General features: G+C 60.3%; 15 protein-coding genes. 12 read left to right on the forward strand and 3 right to left on the reverse strand.

The window, feature by feature from the left end; translation table 11 throughout:
- Window positions 1-72 precede the first annotated feature (72 nt).
- From NCS58_RS30525 to NCS58_RS30555, 7 genes are all read left to right on the forward strand, one after another.
- Window positions 73-1,467 carry a PLP-dependent aminotransferase family protein gene (locus NCS58_RS30525; RefSeq protein ID WP_250478179.1) on the forward strand — a complete coding sequence of 465 codons (1,395 nt, stop codon included), beginning with the start codon at window positions 73-75 and terminating at the stop codon, window positions 1,465-1,467.
- 641 nt (window positions 1,468-2,108) lie between these two features.
- Window positions 2,109-3,254: a branched-chain amino acid ABC transporter substrate-binding protein gene (locus NCS58_RS30530; RefSeq protein WP_250478180.1), complete on the forward strand. Its 1,146-nt coding sequence runs from the start codon at window positions 2,109-2,111 to the stop codon at window positions 3,252-3,254.
- 61 nt (window positions 3,255-3,315) lie between these two features.
- A complete protein-coding gene (locus NCS58_RS30535) occupies window positions 3,316-4,620 on the forward strand; it encodes an amidase family protein (RefSeq protein WP_250478181.1) in 1,305 nt (434 codons plus the stop codon).
- A gap of 28 nt (window positions 4,621-4,648) precedes the next feature.
- Entirely contained in the window at window positions 4,649-5,041 is a 393-nt protein-coding gene (locus NCS58_RS30540; RefSeq protein ID WP_250538964.1) for an ectoine synthase, read from the forward strand.
- A 46-nt stretch (window positions 5,042-5,087) separates the two neighbouring features.
- Window positions 5,088-6,188, forward strand: a complete 1,101-nt coding sequence (locus tag NCS58_RS30545) for a DUF2817 domain-containing protein (protein WP_250478182.1) — start codon at window positions 5,088-5,090, stop codon at window positions 6,186-6,188.
- A 28-nt stretch (window positions 6,189-6,216) separates the two neighbouring features.
- Window positions 6,217-7,074, forward strand: a complete 858-nt coding sequence (locus NCS58_RS30550) for a VOC family protein (RefSeq protein ID WP_086961325.1) — start codon at window positions 6,217-6,219, stop codon at window positions 7,072-7,074.
- A gap of 88 nt (window positions 7,075-7,162) precedes the next feature.
- Window positions 7,163-7,921, forward strand: coding sequence for an NAD(P)H-dependent oxidoreductase (locus NCS58_RS30555; protein WP_061119781.1), 759 nt, complete (start codon window positions 7,163-7,165; stop codon window positions 7,919-7,921).
- 323 nt (window positions 7,922-8,244) lie between these two features.
- Here NCS58_RS30555 and NCS58_RS30560 read toward each other — a convergent pair whose 3' ends face one another.
- The 3 genes from NCS58_RS30560 to NCS58_RS30570 all read right to left on the reverse strand — a co-directional run bounded on the left by NCS58_RS30560 (window position 8,245) and on the right by NCS58_RS30570 (window position 11,737).
- Entirely contained in the window at window positions 8,245-8,736 is a 492-nt protein-coding gene (locus NCS58_RS30560) for a DUF3331 domain-containing protein (protein WP_311394684.1), read from the reverse strand.
- Window positions 8,737-8,932: 196 nt separating this feature from the next.
- Window positions 8,933-9,901, reverse strand: a complete 969-nt coding sequence (locus tag NCS58_RS30565) for an AraC family transcriptional regulator (protein WP_250478184.1) — start codon at window positions 9,899-9,901, stop codon at window positions 8,933-8,935.
- Window positions 9,902-10,315: 414 nt separating this feature from the next.
- On the reverse strand, window positions 10,316-11,737 hold the full coding sequence (locus tag NCS58_RS30570; protein ID WP_250478185.1) for an aldehyde dehydrogenase family protein: 1,422 nt from the start codon (window positions 11,735-11,737) through the stop codon (window positions 10,316-10,318).
- 100 nt (window positions 11,738-11,837) lie between these two features.
- Here NCS58_RS30570 and NCS58_RS30575 point away from each other — a divergent pair, with 100 nt between their 5' ends.
- The 5 genes from NCS58_RS30575 (at window position 11,838) to NCS58_RS30595 (ending at window position 16,628) form a co-directional block, all read left to right on the forward strand.
- Window positions 11,838-12,785, forward strand: coding sequence for a LysR family transcriptional regulator (locus NCS58_RS30575; RefSeq protein ID WP_061119784.1), 948 nt, complete (start codon window positions 11,838-11,840; stop codon window positions 12,783-12,785).
- A gap of 568 nt (window positions 12,786-13,353) precedes the next feature.
- A complete protein-coding gene (locus tag NCS58_RS30580; RefSeq protein WP_061119786.1) occupies window positions 13,354-14,190 on the forward strand; it encodes an alpha/beta fold hydrolase in 837 nt (278 codons plus the stop codon).
- Window positions 14,191-14,234: 44 nt separating this feature from the next.
- On the forward strand, window positions 14,235-15,125 hold the full coding sequence (locus NCS58_RS30585) for a VOC family protein (RefSeq protein ID WP_250478186.1): 891 nt from the start codon (window positions 14,235-14,237) through the stop codon (window positions 15,123-15,125).
- A complete protein-coding gene (locus NCS58_RS30590) occupies window positions 15,122-15,817 on the forward strand; it encodes a class II aldolase/adducin family protein (protein WP_061119787.1) in 696 nt (231 codons plus the stop codon). The genes NCS58_RS30585 and NCS58_RS30590 overlap by 4 nt, the downstream gene beginning before the upstream one ends.
- A 25-nt stretch (window positions 15,818-15,842) precedes the next feature.
- Entirely contained in the window at window positions 15,843-16,628 is a 786-nt protein-coding gene (locus NCS58_RS30595) for a fumarylacetoacetate hydrolase family protein (protein WP_250478187.1), read from the forward strand.
- Window positions 16,629-16,667 lie beyond the last annotated feature (39 nt).

A 16,667-nucleotide genomic window follows, 5' to 3' on the forward strand; every position in this document is an offset into this window, starting at 1 on the left:
GCCGACGATTAACAAATGCTTTAAGCAAACTGCTTTTCGCATACAATCTTCCGAATGTATGTATCGAGAGCGATGATGATCAAGCGGTGGGTTCCGGATATCAAAGCGCGTAAGGGTCCAATCTATCAGCGCATTGCCGATGCGATGGCCGCCGACATCTCGCATGGAACGCTAAATCGGGGCGACCGGCTTCCACCTCAACGAGCTCTGGCCGCGGCGATCGGCGTCGACTTTTCGACCATCAGCCGCGCCTATGCGGAGGCGCAGCGGCGCGGCCTTATCGATGCGCGAGTCGGCAGGGGCACATTTGTCCGTCATATGCGCGACCGAGCGCCCACGCCAGCGTCCAATGCATCGACGGATTTCATGGTGAACTCGCCGCCCAATGTGTTCGAGGGTGAGGCGGGCAATACTCTCTGGAACGAGGTGTCAAGGGCAACGGTCGCACTCGATGCCAAGGCATTCATGCGGTATCAGCCACCGGCGGGAACGATCCACGACCGCGACGTGGGCGCGCAATGGCTGCGCCAGCGCCTGAGCGCGGTCACGGCGGAGCAGGTGCTCGTCTGTCCAGGAACGCAATCCGCATTGCTCGTGGTCATCATGATGCTTGCTGCAAAGGACGACGTCCTGTGCGTCGAAAACCTCACTTATCCTGGCATCATTCTCATCGCGCGCTATCTTGGGATCCGCCTGGTAGGTGTCGAAATGGACGATCAGGGCGCTATTCCGGAATCTCTGGACAAGGTGTGCAAGGAACATCGGGTGAAGGCGTTCTATTGTATGCCGACCTTGCACAATCCCACCACGCGGAGCATGTCGCTGAAACGCAGGATGGCGATTGCCAGCGTGCTGTCACGCCATCGCGTTTCGCTGATCGAGGATGACAACTATTGGCCGCTTCTCGCTGAGCGTGGCAACGAGTTGCCGCCGCTTTCGAGTTTCTTGCCCGACCAGTCTTTCTATCTTTCGGGGCTCTCCAAATGTCTCACGCCGGCGCTGCGAATTGCCTATCTGGCGACGCCGGAAAAGTCTTTCGCCGAGCGTGCTGCTGTCATTTTGCGCGCGACCGCGTCGATGGCGTCACCTCTGAGCGCTGCGTTAGCAACCCGATGGATCGAAGATGGCACCGCGTCAACCTTACTTGCCGCAATATGCCAAGAGGTCGCAGCGCGGCAGTCGTTGGCGCGGGACATTTTGCCCGAACAGACGAAACACACGGACCTGCGAGCGTTCCACACCTGGTTGGTACTGCCGAAAATCTGGACCCGAGCGGCTTTCGCCGAGCGGCTTCGAGCCGACGGCATCAACCTCGCCTTGAGCGATGCTTTTTGCGTCGGCGTAGCAGAGGAGGCCGTGCGCCTCTCATTGGGTGGGCCGCCCACGATCGGCGACCTGAAGTTCGGGCTCGAAAAGATCGCATCGCTGCTCCGCTCTGACCTATCTGAGCCCAGCGTGATCGTGTGAGCTCGCCGTGCTGCGAGTACGCCGGCCTCGCCGGCCTCGCCGGATGCGCCAGTCATTACCGAAGCAGTTCGGCTGCAGTCGTCCTTTTGGGACGAAGATGCCGAGCGGTCGCAGCGAGACCGATACCCCTTTTTTCGACCCGCTGCGATACGGCCGACACTGCCGCCGTATCGCCCCCCGATCCAGTTCCGACCCGTTGCATGCTGGCACGGCAATGGACGTCTTCCCGCGTTAGTTTAAAGCCGATCGCCCTCAGTGTTTGTAACCACTGGCCCGCACCTTTTGAAGGATTGCTATCCCTCAGCGGATTGCACTCATCATGGGCGATGCGACCTAATGAATCTAAGACGCATATCCGGAGGAGCGCCCGGTACACCGATCCCTAGATTCTGCGAACACGTTTCTCATAGCGTTCGTCCCCAGCGTGGCTGCATACAATCGTTTTAATGTCTGCATCTCGCAATCTGGAAGAGACAGGCGTCTTTGTCCATATCGCCGGGTGTGCTTTCTAACTATTATGAAAGTGGTTGCCTAGCCGAAGCTTTGCCAGCATCATCACGTCATGCCATTGTATGTATCTTTGTATGCGTACAATTGCCCAGTTAACCAAACAACCAACGCTGGATGGATGGGAGCGAGCAATGAGGGCTATAACGGGTTTTATTGGCGGTGCGTTGTCGCTGACGCTGGCGCTCGCGCCGATTGCGGGGCGGGCAGACGATGCGATCGTCAAGATCGGCTTTGCGGCGCCGCTTACCGGGCCGTCCGCGGCCGACGGCAAGGAAATGGAAAACGCCGCGCGGCTGGCGGTCGAAGATGCGAATTCACGCCATCCGACGCTCAAGGGAAAGGCCGTTCGATTCGAACTCGAACCGCAAGACGATCAAGGCGATCCTCGCATCGCTTCGCAGATTGCCCAGCGATTCGCCGACATCGGAGTGTCGGGCGTTGTAGGGCACTTCAATTCCACCTGTAGCATCGCCGCTGCGAGAACGTATTCGGCAGCCAACATTGCCCAGGTCAGTCCAAGTTCGACTAGCGCGTCCTATACGCAGCAGGGCTACAAGACGACCTTCAGGGTGGTGGGTCACGATGCCGTAGCCGGCGCGACGCTCGGCAACTATCTGGTCGATCAGCTGAAGGCCAAGCGAATCGCGATCATCGACGATCAGACTGACTTCGGGCGAGGCCTCGCCGACCGGGTCGAGGCGACCCTGCGCGAGCGCCACGCGAACGTTGTGGCGCATGAATATGTGACCGATAAGACCATCGACTTTAGCGCCGTGCTCACTAAGCTGCGCGCCAAGAACCCCGATGTCATTGTCTTCGGCGGCTTCGACGCGCAGGCGGCTCAGGTGGTAAGACGGATGCGCAGTTTGGGTCTGACGGCGACGCTCGTCGGCGAGGGGTTCAACAACGAGATCTTTCTTGACCTTGCCAAAGGTGAGGGAGAGGGTTCGCTGGCCGTTCAGCCCGGAATACCGTTTTCGCAGATGCCCGGAACGGACTTCGTCAATCGTTATCGCACGCGCTTCGGTACGAGTCTGAAAGGCTTCCAGGGGCCGTATGCCTACGACGCCGCGTCCGTGATCATCGAAGCGGTGCTTAAGGCTCAGTCGAAGGATCCGGCCAAAGTGCTGGCTGCTGTCGCCGACAGCAGCATCAAAGGCGCCACCGGACCTATCGCATTCGATGCACGCGGCGATCTGGCCAGCGCTCCATACACGCTCTACAAGCTAGAAGGAAAAGACTGGCGCGACATCGACGTGATCCGGGCGAAGCAATGACATGCAGGCTTAATGCGTTGGCAAGCGAAGTAAGGTCTCGCACGCGGGAGGGCTGAGACAGATGTCGGGCGAATCGAGGGTCGAGCAAAGCCGAGCGGTTTCGTTGGCATTCAGTGGGCTGGACAAAGTGTTCCTGCGCACGCGATTCGATGCCGCTGCAGCCGATGCCATCGCGACTGACCAGGCAGTCGCATCCGGCGCAAGCCTCCCGCTGAACGGAGTGATTCTGGCCGTGAAGGCGTGCTTCGATGTCGCCGGATGGGTCACCGACGCGGCTTCGGCCGTTCTATCGGACCAGCCCGAAGCGACGCGCGATGCTCCGGCCGTTGCTGGGCTGCGCGCCGCCGGTGCAACACTGGTGGCGCACACTAACATGACCGAATTCGCCTTCGGCGCTCTTGGCATCAACAACACCACGGGCACGCCGGTTACTCCGCTCGATGCGCATGGAGAACGGGTTGCCGGCGGATCGACTTCCGGCGGCGCCGTTGCAGTTGCAAGAGGTTTTGCGGACATTGCGCTCGGTACCGACACGAGCGGTTCGATCAGGATTCCGGCGGCGTTTTGCGGGATCGTAGGCTTCAAGCCTTCGACGAATGTTATCTCGACGCAAGGGTGCATTCCGCTGTCGACCACCTTCGATGCGCCAGGCTTCATTGCCCGCGATGTAAACACCATTGTCAGGGTGGTAGAGGCGTTGAAACTTTACAGGACACCCGTCGTGCGGGTTCGGCCGACGAGGCAGCTTGAAGGGATCCGGCTGGCTCTGCCCGTGGATTTCGCACTGACTGGTTGCGATCCGACTGTCGTCGCAGCGTTTGAAGCGTGTGTCAATCGCCTTGCCAGCCTTGGTGCTTCGATCGTTGAGACCGACTTCATGGACCTTAGAGCGCCGTCGCGTATTGCCGCCGAAAGCGGGATCATTGTGGCGGACGCCTTCGCATGGCACGAACCGTGGATTCGTACGCGACTGGCGCGTTACGACCCGCTCGTCGGGCCCAGGATATTGCGCGGTGAATCGATTCCCGCTTATCGATACCTGAAGGGCGCGGCAGCGCTCAAGCACGAAGCCAATGTGTTTGACGCAGAAATGGCGCGCTACGATGCTCTGTTGACCCCGACAGTGCCCATTGTTCCGCCTCGGATCGCAGACGTGACCGCGGACGAGATCGAGTATCTTCGTGTGAACGCGCTATCTTTCAGTCTCACCGAGCTGGCGAATCGCCTTGACGCGCCGAGCATCGCCATGCAGTTCGATCCGGCCAGGCCGCGACCGTTCGGGCTGATGCTCACTGGACGCCGCCATCGCGACATCGATCTGCTCTCCGTGGCGCGCCGAGTCGAGGCGGCGCTGTCGAAACCTTAATGCGAGATCCATCGAAGAGGAAACAGAAATGATCGTCAGAGACGTTGCATCGATCGTTGGAACGGCACGGCACGCCTCCGGAAAAGGGTGGGAAAGCAAGCGGCTCATCGTCGCGAGCGATGACGTGGGATTTTCGGTTCATGACACCACGGTCCTCGAAGGAACTGAGCTGGAACTGGAGTACAAGCATCACATCGAGGCTAACTACTGTTTCGCAGGAGTAGGAGAAGTCGTCAACCTCGCCACCGGCGACACGCACACCATTCAGGCCGGATCCATCTACGTCCTCGATAAGCACGACCGTCATAAAGTGCGCGCAGTCAAAGGCGATCTTCGTTTGGTCTGCGTTTTCAATCCGCCTCTCGTCGGTGATGAAACGCATCGCAATGACGGCAGTTACGCACCTTCGCGAGATCAGTAGCCCACCGCTGATCGACGCGGCTCATTAAGGCGGACGGGGCGCACTCATGTTCTTCGCAAACACCGACTACTTTTCTCCGACATATGCTGTCGCACGCGATAAGTTTCGCGCCGCGGCAAGCGGCGCGGGGGCGGATCTACACGTCTACGATTACGATCGCTCGTCCGGGATCGAGGAGGAGCGTCTGAGCATCGACGTCGCGTGTTTAGGAAGCGCAACGAGCCGGCACAAACTTGTGGTCATCAGCGGAACGCATGGAGCTGAAGGCTACGCCGGCTCCGCGCTCCAGACCGCGTGGCTTCGGCTCTGTGCCTCGCGGCGAGAGCTCGACCACATTGGCGTGATTCTCGTCCACGCACTTAATCCCTATGGCTTCTCGTATGGCGTTCGGACCAACGAAGACGGCATCGACCTCAATCGTAATTTCGTGGACTTCTCGAGGGGCAGGCCGGAAAACCGGATCTACGACGAAGTGCATCGCTTCCTGAACGCGGACATTGCCGACGCGGATCGGTGTTCGCACGCCGAAGCAGGGCTCAGCGCCGCGCGCAACCGTCTCGGAGAGGACGCGCTTTTTGACGCGATCGCACGCGGCCAGTACGCGCACCCGGACGGCGTGTTCTTCGGAGGCACGCGGCGGACATGGGAAAACCATACGCTGCAAAGAATTGTGCAGGCGCATCTTCTACCGGCGGAGAAGGTGGCGGTAATCGACTGGCACACCGGCATCGGCGATTACGGCGAGGCATTTTTCCTGCCGTTCGCTGACGCCGAATCCGATGCATACCGGCGAACCACGCAATGGTGGGAGAAGGATGGCTTGCCTGCTGCGCGTCCGCATGGACGCAGCTGCCCCCGCTACCAGGGTCTGGTTTTTGACGGCATCCGGAAGCTTCTGCCGCATGCGGAAGTGGCAGGCGGCGTCATCGAGTGGGGCACGCGCGGCCGCGAGCCGGGCGAGCTGGCCATCCGGCAGGACCTATGGCTACGCCGGTTCAGCGATCGCTATCCGCGAGAGGCGGTCGTACAAGTGCGCGCAGACCTTCTCGACTCATTTGTTCCCACATCCTATGTCTGGCGTAATTCGGTGCTTTCGTCGGGTACGGGGATCGTCGATAAGACCGTGGACGGACTAATCCAATGGTAAGTTCTTTTGACCAGGGATCGTTAGGTAAATGAAGACGCCATTCCGGTTTGACCACCTCGTCGTGGCAGTGCATTCCTTAGAGGCGGCTGTGTTGGACTATCGGCGACTGGGCTTCAACGTTTCTGCCGGTGGACGGCACACCCATGCGCCGACGCGCAATGCGCTCATTTATTTTCACGACGGCGCTTATATCGAGTTGATCGAATGGGTCAACCCCGCGAACGGCGAGAAATGGTACGAACGTCTGACGAGACGAGGCGAAGGAGTCATCGACTTCGCGCTCTGCCCTGCGGATTTCTCGATCGAAACGCAACGGTCGGACAGGCGCTACGACTTCTACAAGAACGCTTCTGCAGGCTCGCGCGTTCAGGCGGACGGCGCGGAGATGCACTGGCTACTTGGCTGGCCGACAGACGAGGCGCTTCCATTCCTCTGCGCCGATGTGACTGCGAGACACCTTCGCGTCCCTGAGGGAGACTGTCGTGTTCATTCGAATGGCACGCTAGGAATTCGCAGCGTTTCGGTTCAGGTGCTCAATCTCGACAAGGCGGTGCAACGTTACGAACGCTTGCTTCTGTCGACCGCTGAGCGCATTGATCTTCCCTGGCTGGAGGATGTAGGTCTCGAGGCCGCGTCTTTGATGGTCTGCACGACGCGGATTTTCCTTGTATCGCCGAGAACCCACAGCAAGGTGGACATCGCGCAAGCGCTGGCACGCGATCTGTCGACCTATGGCTCGAGAGTGTATCGAGTTGCACTAGCGCATGACCGGCAGAATGCTCCGCCTACAATGCCGCTCGATCTGACGCACGGCGCGCACCTGACGACGCCCGAAGCGGACGATGATATCGAATCGCAACTGCTTCCTCTTCGCGCCGCGCGCTGATTACCGCGGCAGACGTTCCGGCAAATCGCGGCGGCGGCGTCGGGGCGACAGCCTAGCGTCATAAGAGAATTGATATCGAGGGGAACAGATGAAAGCACTAGTCGTTTTCGCCCACCCGGAAGCACAATCGTTCAACGGGCAACTTAAGGAAACTATCGTCGCGGCGCTTCGCGAACAAGGAGCCGACGTTCATGTTTCCGATCTGTACGCGATGGGCTTCGATCCGGTCGAAGGACCCACACATTTCGAGCATCGCGCGCGGCCTGATGTCTTCGATGTACAGACAGAACAGCGCCATGCCTTCGACGAGCAACTGATGAGTGAGGACATACGCGCGGAAATCGCCAAGCTGCTGGAAGCGGACCTCGTCGTCTTCCAGTTTCCGATCTGGTGGTTCTCGATGCCAGCGATGCTTAAGGGATGGCTGGATCGCGTATTCGTGTATGGGCTTTTCACGAGCAGGCGACGCTACGACGAGGGCTTCTTTGTCGGACGCCGCGCGCTGGTATCCGTGACCGCGGGCGGCCCGGAGTCGACCTTCAGCCACAACGGACGCAACGGCGACCTCGATCTTATTCTCTGGCCGCTGCACTTCACATTGCACTACATGGGGTACACAGTGCTGCCATTTTTTGCGACCTTCGGGATCTCAGCGTCTATACGCTACGCGGGTATATCAGCCGATGCGCCGCGTCTCGAGCGCTACAAGGCGGATTTGCGGGCGCATATTGCGAAGATCGACCATATGACGCCGCTTCGGTTCAACGGCTGGCAAGACTGGGATGCGCTGGGTCAACTGAAGCCCGACGCGCCGAGCTTCAGTCCGTTCATGCGCCATGCTTTTTGATCTTGTGTGCGTAGGCTCCTAGTAACGCTGAAGTGGCTCGGACTTTTTGGCCGTATCTTGTCAGAGTCCAAGTTCGCCGAGACTGGCGGTGGTTGCCCGGATGCGTCCGTACGGTCAGAAAAATTCCGATCGCTTCCTTGATACGGAAGTCGTTAATCCGTCCTGTGAGCCGAACGTTCAGAACGACGGACGGCCGACGAAAGGCGGATAGGGCAGGCTTCACTGTTACAGAGTCATTCGACGCTAAAGCAAGTACAGCGATGCCATGCGGCCAAGTGCCAGCTCGGGGCAACAAGTGCGCAATCCATGGTGGTCTGTTGCAGTCACCGACCGGCACGTGGTGCGGCGGCCCAATCGAAGACATTGTATGCGCCTGCTTCAACGTGGTCGGCGAGGGCGCTCGCCAAGATCATCGCGTCGGAGTTGACCGGGCCTCCAACGCCCCTCCGAGATGGGCGGAAGACATCCGCGCCGCGCGTGACGGACTGGCCCGACAGAGAGCATATTCCGGCGCGCCGCGCTTTGCCTCTGCGCCATTTCTGATCCTCGTAATGACAAGCGGTAGAGTCATGCCACGACAGGGTCGCCGTTCGGGCGCTGAGCTCGGCGATGCGGATTCGAACGCAGTCATTCCTCGCCTGACTCTCGGCCGTTGGCGCGACCGCCTCTTTCCACCGCCTTGTCGCTTGAATGGTCCGTGACTTATAGTGCGGTGTCACCACGTTCAATCCCGCGCATTCGGGAAGCCGTCTTAACCGCTCGAGCGTGTCCTGCCAGACAAGAAAGTCGTTTTCTCGATCATTCATTCCTGACATCCCTCTGTGGCGACTGGTCAGCGTTTGATAGGAGCCGCTCCTCGCATGTTTTCACACACAAAAGCTGTCGGTCTTTCAATCCCGCGCGCTGCGTGGGGCATGAATTTCAAAAAAGAAGAGCGGCCGCGGACATCTACAAGCGTCGTTCTCACATCGTGGGCAAACCGAACATCAGTCGAGGGGACCGACCGGCTGGTCACGGTGCTTCGACTTGGGCAGCGGAAGCGGCGCTCAGTCGCCATCGTTGCGGCGTCATGCCGGTCACTTTCCGAAACACGGTCGTGAAGTGTGCTTGCGAATTGAAGCCGACAGATATCGCGATTTGAGCGATGGGCATACGATTTTCCGCCAGCAGGCCCTTGGCGGTTTCCAGTCGCATGACAGTGAGGTATGTGTGAGGGCTTAGTCCTGTCAAGCGCTTGAACTGCGACGCGAAATGCATTCGGCTGAGGCCGGCGAGGTCAGCGATGTCACTGAGCGTCACCCGCTCGCCTAATCGGCTCTCCATATACGCGATCGTCCGTTCGAGCCACCACGGAGGCAGCGCTTGCCTCGGCTTGTCGTCAAGCTGCGACCCATTCTCCATCGCGCGGGTGAGAATGGCCATCACGAGACTGTTAGAAAAAGCGTGTGCGTACGGGTTCCTGAGAGCCTCGGTCTCAAGCAGCATGCACGCGAGCTTGCCCATCATCGTATCGGCCGCAAAACCCGGATCCACAAGCCGATAATCCGGCGCAGCCGCCTTTCCGTGCAACTGGAGATGCACCGAAGCAACCACCGACCGAGGCACAAACACGTGAATAGCTTCGGCACTCCGGGTGAAGCTTGCCTCTAGCTGATCCTCCGGCGCGGTTACTTGCGTGGCGCCAAACGCAACGGGGCCATTACGCAGGTTTCTTCCGTTTTTGGAACACGTAATGGTGGTTGCCCGCAGCAGCACTTCAATGATGTAGTGCGAGCTCTGAGTCGGGGCGGAATACCGACGTTCGACGTGCGTCTCGTCTTTCCAGTAAGCAATGTTTATTCGATCGCCGCGGTGATCCATCGACGCTGCGATGGATCTCCACGAAACCTCCTTGATCAGGACGGGCAATTCGAAGTGTGGCGAAAGAAAATCATAAGCGGCAGCACGGTCAATCAACACAGGATCAGTCGTAGTCACCATCGAGCGCGTAGTAGCTGAAGCAATGTTTCAATCGGCACTTGCGGACTATTCCGGCGAGAGCCGGATTGATTCCCTGCGAACCACAACGTCAGTCGGCGACGATGGCCAGGACTGGAAGTGCCACCCGAAGTCCGAGGAGCCAAGCTTTCAGCGAATCAACGCCGCCTGGCTCGCTCGATGATTGCAGCGAACGCATCGTCCAGACAAGCCGCGGCCGAAGACCGGCGGCGATCAACGTCCGGTTGATACTTACATTACTTGCGTTCGCAGAATAATGCAAACAATTTGATTCTATGCTGCATTGAGTGCATACATTTCGACGCTGATCACATATTCGTCTGCATCGCGCTAACAGGCCGGCCACCGCAGCCCGGCGAAATCGCACGGAGATGTGGGTGGGCTTGAATCGCGGGCTTAACGGACGCCCAGCAGTGCCTTCGGTTCGAGGAACGCTTCGATGCCGAACGTGCCGTATTCGCGGCCGATGCCCGATTGCTTGAATCCGCCGAACGGCGCAGCAGGTTCATGCGCGAGCGTGTTGACGAGCACGCGCCCCGCGTCGATGCGCGACGCCACTGCGTTCGCTCGCGCGGCGTCCGATGAAGCGATGTACGCCTGCAAACCATAAGGCGTATCGTTGGCGATCGCGATGGCATCTTCGATATCGCCGTACGCGATGATCGACAGCACAGGCCCGAAGATTTCCTCTCGCGCAATGGTCATGTCGTTGGTCACGTCGCTGAAGAGCGTCGGACGCACGAACCAGCCCGCGCCGACGTGATCCGGACGCCCCTCGCCACCCGCGATCAGTCGCGCGCCCTCATCGATGCCAATACGGATATAACGCTGCACGCGCTCCCATTGCTTGCGGCTCACCATCGGGCCGATGCTCGTATGCGGATCGCGCGGATCGCCCGAGAGAATCTTCTCGATGGCGCTCACGATTTTCTCTTCGAACTCCGCGAGCCGCGCACGCGGCACCAGAACGCGCGTGCCCGCGATGCATGCCTGACCGCTGTTCATGAAGCCAGCATCGAGCGCGAGCGGCACGGCTTCGTCGAAGTTCGCATCGTCGAGCACGATCGTCGGCGACTTGCCGCCGAGTTCGAGCGTCACGCGCTTGAGCGTATCGGCGGCTGTGCGCAGGATCGTCTTGCCGACGACCGTCGATCCCGTGAACGACAGCTTCGCGACATCGGGATGCGCGCTGATCTCCGCGCCCACAATATCGCCTCGGCCCGTGACGATGTTGAACACGCCTGCCGGAAGTCCCGCCTCATGCAGCGCTTCGGTGACGACGCGCGTTTGCATCGCGCTCATTTCGCTCGGTTTGATGACCGCCGTGCAACCCGCCGCGAGCGCCGCCGCCAGCTTGCCGCAGATAAAGCCGGCGTCGCTATTCCACGGCGTGATCAGCCCGGCAACGCCAAGCGGTTGCATCACCACTTTTGCCGTACCCGCGTCACGCAGGAACGCATAGTCTTCGAGCACCTTCGCCGCTTCCAGCAGCACGTTGCTCGCGTGTCGCGCCATCCAGCGGCCGCGCGAAACCGGTGCGCCGTATTCTTCGACGATGGCCTCGAAAAGCTCATCCTCTTTCGCGATGACGGCGGCGTGCATGCGCTTCAGCATGTCGATACGTTCGCGCTTGTCCGTCCGCGAGAATGCGGGAAATGCGCGCTTCGCCGCCGCAATTGCATTGCGCGCATCGTCCTTGTCTGCGAGGCGCACGCGGCCGATAACTTTTTCTGTCGCGGGATTGAAGAGTTCGAAAAGCTCGTTGCCGTGCGGCGTGACAAACGCGCCGCCGATATAAATCTGGTCGATGTCATGCATGATGAATTCGCTCGGTCGATGTATTGAGCAAAAGATAAGGCGTTTGCATTGATTCGACTAGACGTACAATCCGGCATGACCTATTGAACGATTTAGCATAATGAAAACATCGGGGCTCACCGAACTCGAAGCGGTTCTTTCCGTCGCGCGGCATCGCAGCTTTCGCGCGGCGGCGAATGAACTGAGCGTATCGACGTCCGCGCTGAGTCATGCGATCGCCGCGCTGGAGGCTCGCATCGGCGTGCGGCTCTTCAATCGCACGACCCGAAGCGTGTCGCTTTCCGAGGCCGGCGCGCAATTCGTGCAGAACATCGCGCCCGCGCTTTCGACGATTCGCGACGCGCTCGAACAGGCCGGCAGCTTTCGCGACACGCCATCGGGTACGTTGCGTATAAATACATCGGTGGGCGCGGCGCATCAGGCGATGCCGCTTTTCATCGCGTTCTTGAAGCGCTATCCGGACATGAAGCTCGATATCGTCACCGAAGGCCGGCTCATCGATATCGTCGTCGAAGGTTTCGATGCGGGCATTCGTCTGCTGGAAACCGTACCGCAAGACATGATCGCGGTGCCGTTCGGCGATCGCCAGCGCTTCGCCGTCGTCGGCAGTCCCGCGTACTTCGAACAGCACAAGCCGCCACGCACGCCTGCCGACCTCGCGACGCATCGCTGCATTCGCAGCCGCATGCCGAGCGGGTCGATCTATCAATGGGAATTCGAGCGGCATGGCGAATCCATACGCATCGATGGCGACGGCGCGCTGACGCTCGACGAACCGGGCATGATGCTGACCGCCGCGCGCGCGGGGATCGGTCTCGCTTACCTGACCGAATGGAATGTCGCCGCGGATCTCGAAGCAGGCGCCCTCGTGCGCGTGCTCGAAGACTGGACGCCGCCGCTCGACGGACTATGCCTCTACTATCCCGGCCGTCGTCATGTGCCGGCGGGCTTGCGCGCATTGACGGACATGATCCGCGAATATGCCGACGCAAATCGAAAGCACCCGGCGCCGAAAAAGAAGCGTCGAAAGGTCAATTCAAAGACTTAACGCCGCCATCAGTTTCGGCGTTTTGAGCGTGAGGCGTGCGATCGTCGCTTGAAAGCGTCGTCGTCGACGAGCTCGGTCGTGAAGGCACGTGTCGGGACGCCGTTGACGGCGCGACGGGCGCGCAAGGCTTATCGGAGCATGTAGTCGCGTACTCGTGCCGACGCGTTGTTGTGGGCCGTTATCCCGATGATCCCGGCAGCGCAGCAGGTCCCGATCGAATTACAGAACAGAAAGGACGACCTGTAGATCGCAGGCACGGCGAGCAGTCGCTTGGGAACGTCTGGCGATATGCGTTCGGCACTATGTACCTCGCAAACGATGGAGCCGATGAGTGGACCCCCCGCCGAACTCGCCGTCAATCGCGGCGCGACCGCGTGGAACGCACGCGTCACGAGCATGTGGTGTCCATTCCCACCGTAAATAGTCATCCGTGCGCGTCCTTCACCATCAAGATATCGCACTCCCAGCGCCGCATGTTGATCATACATTCAAGATTGATCAACGCCGAGAAGCGCCATATAGTCGTCTCAACAGCACTATAAAAGACTAAGCCAGTGGAGACGAGAACGTGAGCGACAACCCTGAAATCGGACAGTCCATCCTCGCGCGAGAAATCCGGACGAATTATCATGACATTGGAACCGGCAAACCGGTTCTGCTGATCCATGGCTCCGGACCCGGCGTCACCGCGTGGGCCAACTGGCGAGGCACCATCCCGGCGCTCGCCCAGTATGGCCGGGTGCTTGCGCCTGACATGGCCGGCTTCGGCTACACCGATCGGTTCGACGATGGCATTTACGGACTCGATCGATGGATCGACCATGTATTCGGTTTCCTCGATGCACTCGACATAGTGTCGGTCAGCGTCATCGGCAATTCGTTCGGCGGCGCGCTGGCGCTCGCCATGGCCGCGCGCCGGCCAAATCGGGTCGAACGGCTCGTACTCATGGGAAGCGTTGGTGTCTCGTTTCCGATCACCGAAGGTCTCGACGCCGTCTGGGGCTACACGCCTTCGCTCGAAAATATGCAACGCATCATGCAGTATTTCGCGTTCGATCAGTCCCGCCTCACCCCGGCGCTCGCCAGCATGCGATACGAGGCGAGCATTCGCCCCGGCTGCAGCGAAGCCTTCGCCCAGATGTTCCCGGCCCCTCGCCAGCGCTGGGTCGAAGCGATGGCGACGCCCGTTGCGGACATCCAGGCGCTTCCACATGAAACGCTTATCGTGCATGGCCGCGACGATCAGGTCATCCCGCCCGCCACTTCCCTCGCGTTACACGAGCACATTGAAAACTCGCAACTGCACATGTTCGGCCGCTGCGGTCACTGGACCCAGATCGAGCAGGCGGAGCGCTTCAACCGGCTTGTCGTCGAGTTTCTCTTCAACGAATCGAAAGATTCGTGACCCCTTATAAATTACCGGCTCCGCGCCGCGACCGCGGCCGGGACATGAGCAAGCCGACGACAGGAGACATCGTGATCGAATTGAAGGATGTGTCATACGTGCGTCTTGGCACGCGCGATCTTGAAAGCGCGACCCGTTACGCGACCGAGGTCTTGGGTCTTCAGATTGCACGGCGTGGAGAGAAGAACGTCTATCTGCGCTCGGATGACCGGGACCACACACTGGTGTTCTCGGAAGGGGATCCGGCTCGACAGGTCAGTGGCTTCGAGGTCCCAACACCTGAAGCGCTCGATCATGCGGCTAAAGTGCTCGACGACGCGCGTATCGCGTTCACGCGCGGCAGCGCGGCCGAGGCGGAGCAGCGTTGCGTGCGTGACTTCATCAGCTTTGCGGATCCCAGTGGCAACCATATTGATCTGGTGGTGTCGCCGCATCATCGTGGACAGCGCTACTACGGTACGCGCGACGCGGGTATCACCGGTTTCAGCCATATCGGCCTGTGCACCACGGACGCGAAGCGCGACGAGAAGTTCTGGACCGAGGTACTCGGCGCCCGCGTGAGCGATCGAATCGGCGATGCAGCCCTGCTGCGCATCGATCCTGTGCATCACAAGGTCGCGCTGTTGCCATCGCCGCACGCAGGCGTGCAGCACATTAATCACCAGGTGGAGAGCATCGACGACATCATGCGGGCCTGGTACATCCTGAAGGAGAAGAACATTCGAATTCGCTTCGGGCCGGGGCGACATCCGACCTCCGGCGCGATGTTCCTGTACTTCGAGGGACCCGACGGCATGGTCTACGAGTATTCGAGCGGCGTTCGCGTGTTCAGCGAGGAAGAGCATCTCACGCATCTTCCGCGACAGTTCCCGTTCGAGCCAAGTTCCTTCTGCATGTGGGGTTCGAAGCCCGAAGTGCTGGAGTTCGGCTCATGAGCGCGATCGAAGCGTCTCCTGCGCAGCAGGCGACCGTGCGAATGGCGGCACGCGCATTAGGGCGCGCGGGACTGGTCCATGCCTACGGGCACTGCAGTCTACGTCTGAATCACGACTATCTGCTGGTGTGCGCGCCGATGCCGCCGGGATTAATCCAACGCGAGGCCGGCGTGGTCGTGCCGATCCGCGGCGAATTGCCCGATGGCGTGCTGGGCGAAGTCCGGATCCATCAACAAATCTATGCGAGAAGGGATGACGTGGGCGCCGTCGCGCGCAGCATGCCTCCTTCAGTTATGAGTCTCTCGACCGCCGGCATCACGCCGGTTCCGCGTCATGGGCCGGGCACCTATTTCGCGCCGTCTGCGCCGCTTTGGGACGACGTGCAGCTGGTTCGCTCCACGCCGCAGGCCGAAGGCGTGGCCCAAACCCTTGGCCACGCGCGGGCAGTCGTTATGCGCGGCAATGGTGCAGTCGTCGTGGGCGCCACCCTGGAAGAGGCGGTTGCCTTTACTTGGTTCCTCGAAGATGCTGCGCGGGTCGAATGCGCTGTTCGTGCAATGCGCCTTGAAAACGCGTCCGCGATGAGTGCGGAAGACGCGGCGCGACGTGCGACGACAGCGGGACGCGTCATCGAGCGAATGTGGGACTATCTCAGCGCCGGTGACCTCGAGCTCGACAGTTCGCAGCCCTAACCGACAATCAAGATCAGGAGAAGACATGGAGTCGATGCAGATCGGCACGGTTGCGCACGCGCTGTTCGATGCCCTTGAGGGTTGTGAGCCGATCGCGCCGCTCACGATGACCGAGCCTGGCATGACCATCGCCGATGCCTACGAGATTCAACGCCGCATGATCGCCACGCGACTCGCGAAGCGAGGCGAGCGCATCGTCGGCAAGAAGATCGGAATCACGAGCGAAGCCGTAATGAACATGCTCGATGTTCGGCAGCCGGATTTCGGGCAGCTCACCTCGGGCATGCAGTTCGCCAACGGCGCGACGATTCCGCTGTCGCAATTCATTGCGCCGCGCGCCGAAGGGGAAATTGCGTTTCTGCTGGCAAAGGAGTTGAGTGGGCCGGGGCTCACCGCGCATGACGTGCTGGACGCAACCGAGTGGGTCATGCCTTGCTTCGAGATCGTCGACTCGCGCATCCGCGACTGGAAGATCCGCATTCAGGACACGGTCGCCGACAACGCCTCGTCGGGTGCCTTCGTGATCGGCGAGGGGCGGGCAGATCCGCGCGCTCTCGACCTCGCGGGAATCACGATGAGATTCTCGCGCAACGGCGAAACCGTCGGCACCGGCCAAGGTTCTGCCGCGCTGGGGCATCCGATCAATGCGGTCGTCTGGCTCGCCAATCAGCTCGGCGAGTTCGGGATGCCGTTGCGGGCGGGCGAGATCATCTTGTCCGGTGCGCTTTCGGCGATGGTGCCGGCGCGCGCGGGAGACCACATGCGTGTCGAGTTCGACGGTCTGGGTCACGCCGACGTCGCTTTCGCATGACGCGTGCTCATCACGCGTTCGAATCAAACAGCACCAGAG

The organism is Caballeronia sp. INML3B (assembly GCF_023631305.1).
GTDB classification, from domain to species: domain Bacteria; phylum Pseudomonadota; class Gammaproteobacteria; order Burkholderiales; family Burkholderiaceae; genus Caballeronia; species Caballeronia turbans.

Coding starts and splice junctions, on each gene's coding strand:
- NCS58_RS30590 (WP_061119787.1), top strand. CDS start 15,122: ATGAGCGCGATCGAAGCGTCTCCTGCGCAGCAGGCGACCGTGCGAATG.
- NCS58_RS30530 (WP_250478180.1), top strand. CDS start 2,109: ATGAGGGCTATAACGGGTTTTATTGGCGGTGCGTTGTCGCTGACGCTG.
- NCS58_RS30585 (WP_250478186.1), top strand. CDS start 14,235: ATGAGCAAGCCGACGACAGGAGACATCGTGATCGAATTGAAGGATGTG.
- NCS58_RS30565 (WP_250478184.1), bottom strand. CDS start 9,901: ATGGTGACTACGACTGATCCTGTGTTGATTGACCGTGCTGCCGCTTAT.
- NCS58_RS30560 (WP_311394684.1), bottom strand. CDS start 8,736: ATGTCAGGAATGAATGATCGAGAAAACGACTTTCTTGTCTGGCAGGAC.
- NCS58_RS30555 (WP_061119781.1), top strand. CDS start 7,163: ATGAAAGCACTAGTCGTTTTCGCCCACCCGGAAGCACAATCGTTCAAC.
- NCS58_RS30525 (WP_250478179.1), top strand. CDS start 73: ATGATGATCAAGCGGTGGGTTCCGGATATCAAAGCGCGTAAGGGTCCA.
- NCS58_RS30540 (WP_250538964.1), top strand. CDS start 4,649: ATGATCGTCAGAGACGTTGCATCGATCGTTGGAACGGCACGGCACGCC.
- NCS58_RS30575 (WP_061119784.1), top strand. CDS start 11,838: ATGAAAACATCGGGGCTCACCGAACTCGAAGCGGTTCTTTCCGTCGCG.
- NCS58_RS30570 (WP_250478185.1), bottom strand. CDS start 11,737: ATGCATGACATCGACCAGATTTATATCGGCGGCGCGTTTGTCACGCCG.
- NCS58_RS30595 (WP_250478187.1), top strand. CDS start 15,843: ATGGAGTCGATGCAGATCGGCACGGTTGCGCACGCGCTGTTCGATGCC.
- NCS58_RS30535 (WP_250478181.1), top strand. CDS start 3,316: ATGTCGGGCGAATCGAGGGTCGAGCAAAGCCGAGCGGTTTCGTTGGCA.
- NCS58_RS30545 (WP_250478182.1), top strand. CDS start 5,088: ATGTTCTTCGCAAACACCGACTACTTTTCTCCGACATATGCTGTCGCA.
- NCS58_RS30550 (WP_086961325.1), top strand. CDS start 6,217: ATGAAGACGCCATTCCGGTTTGACCACCTCGTCGTGGCAGTGCATTCC.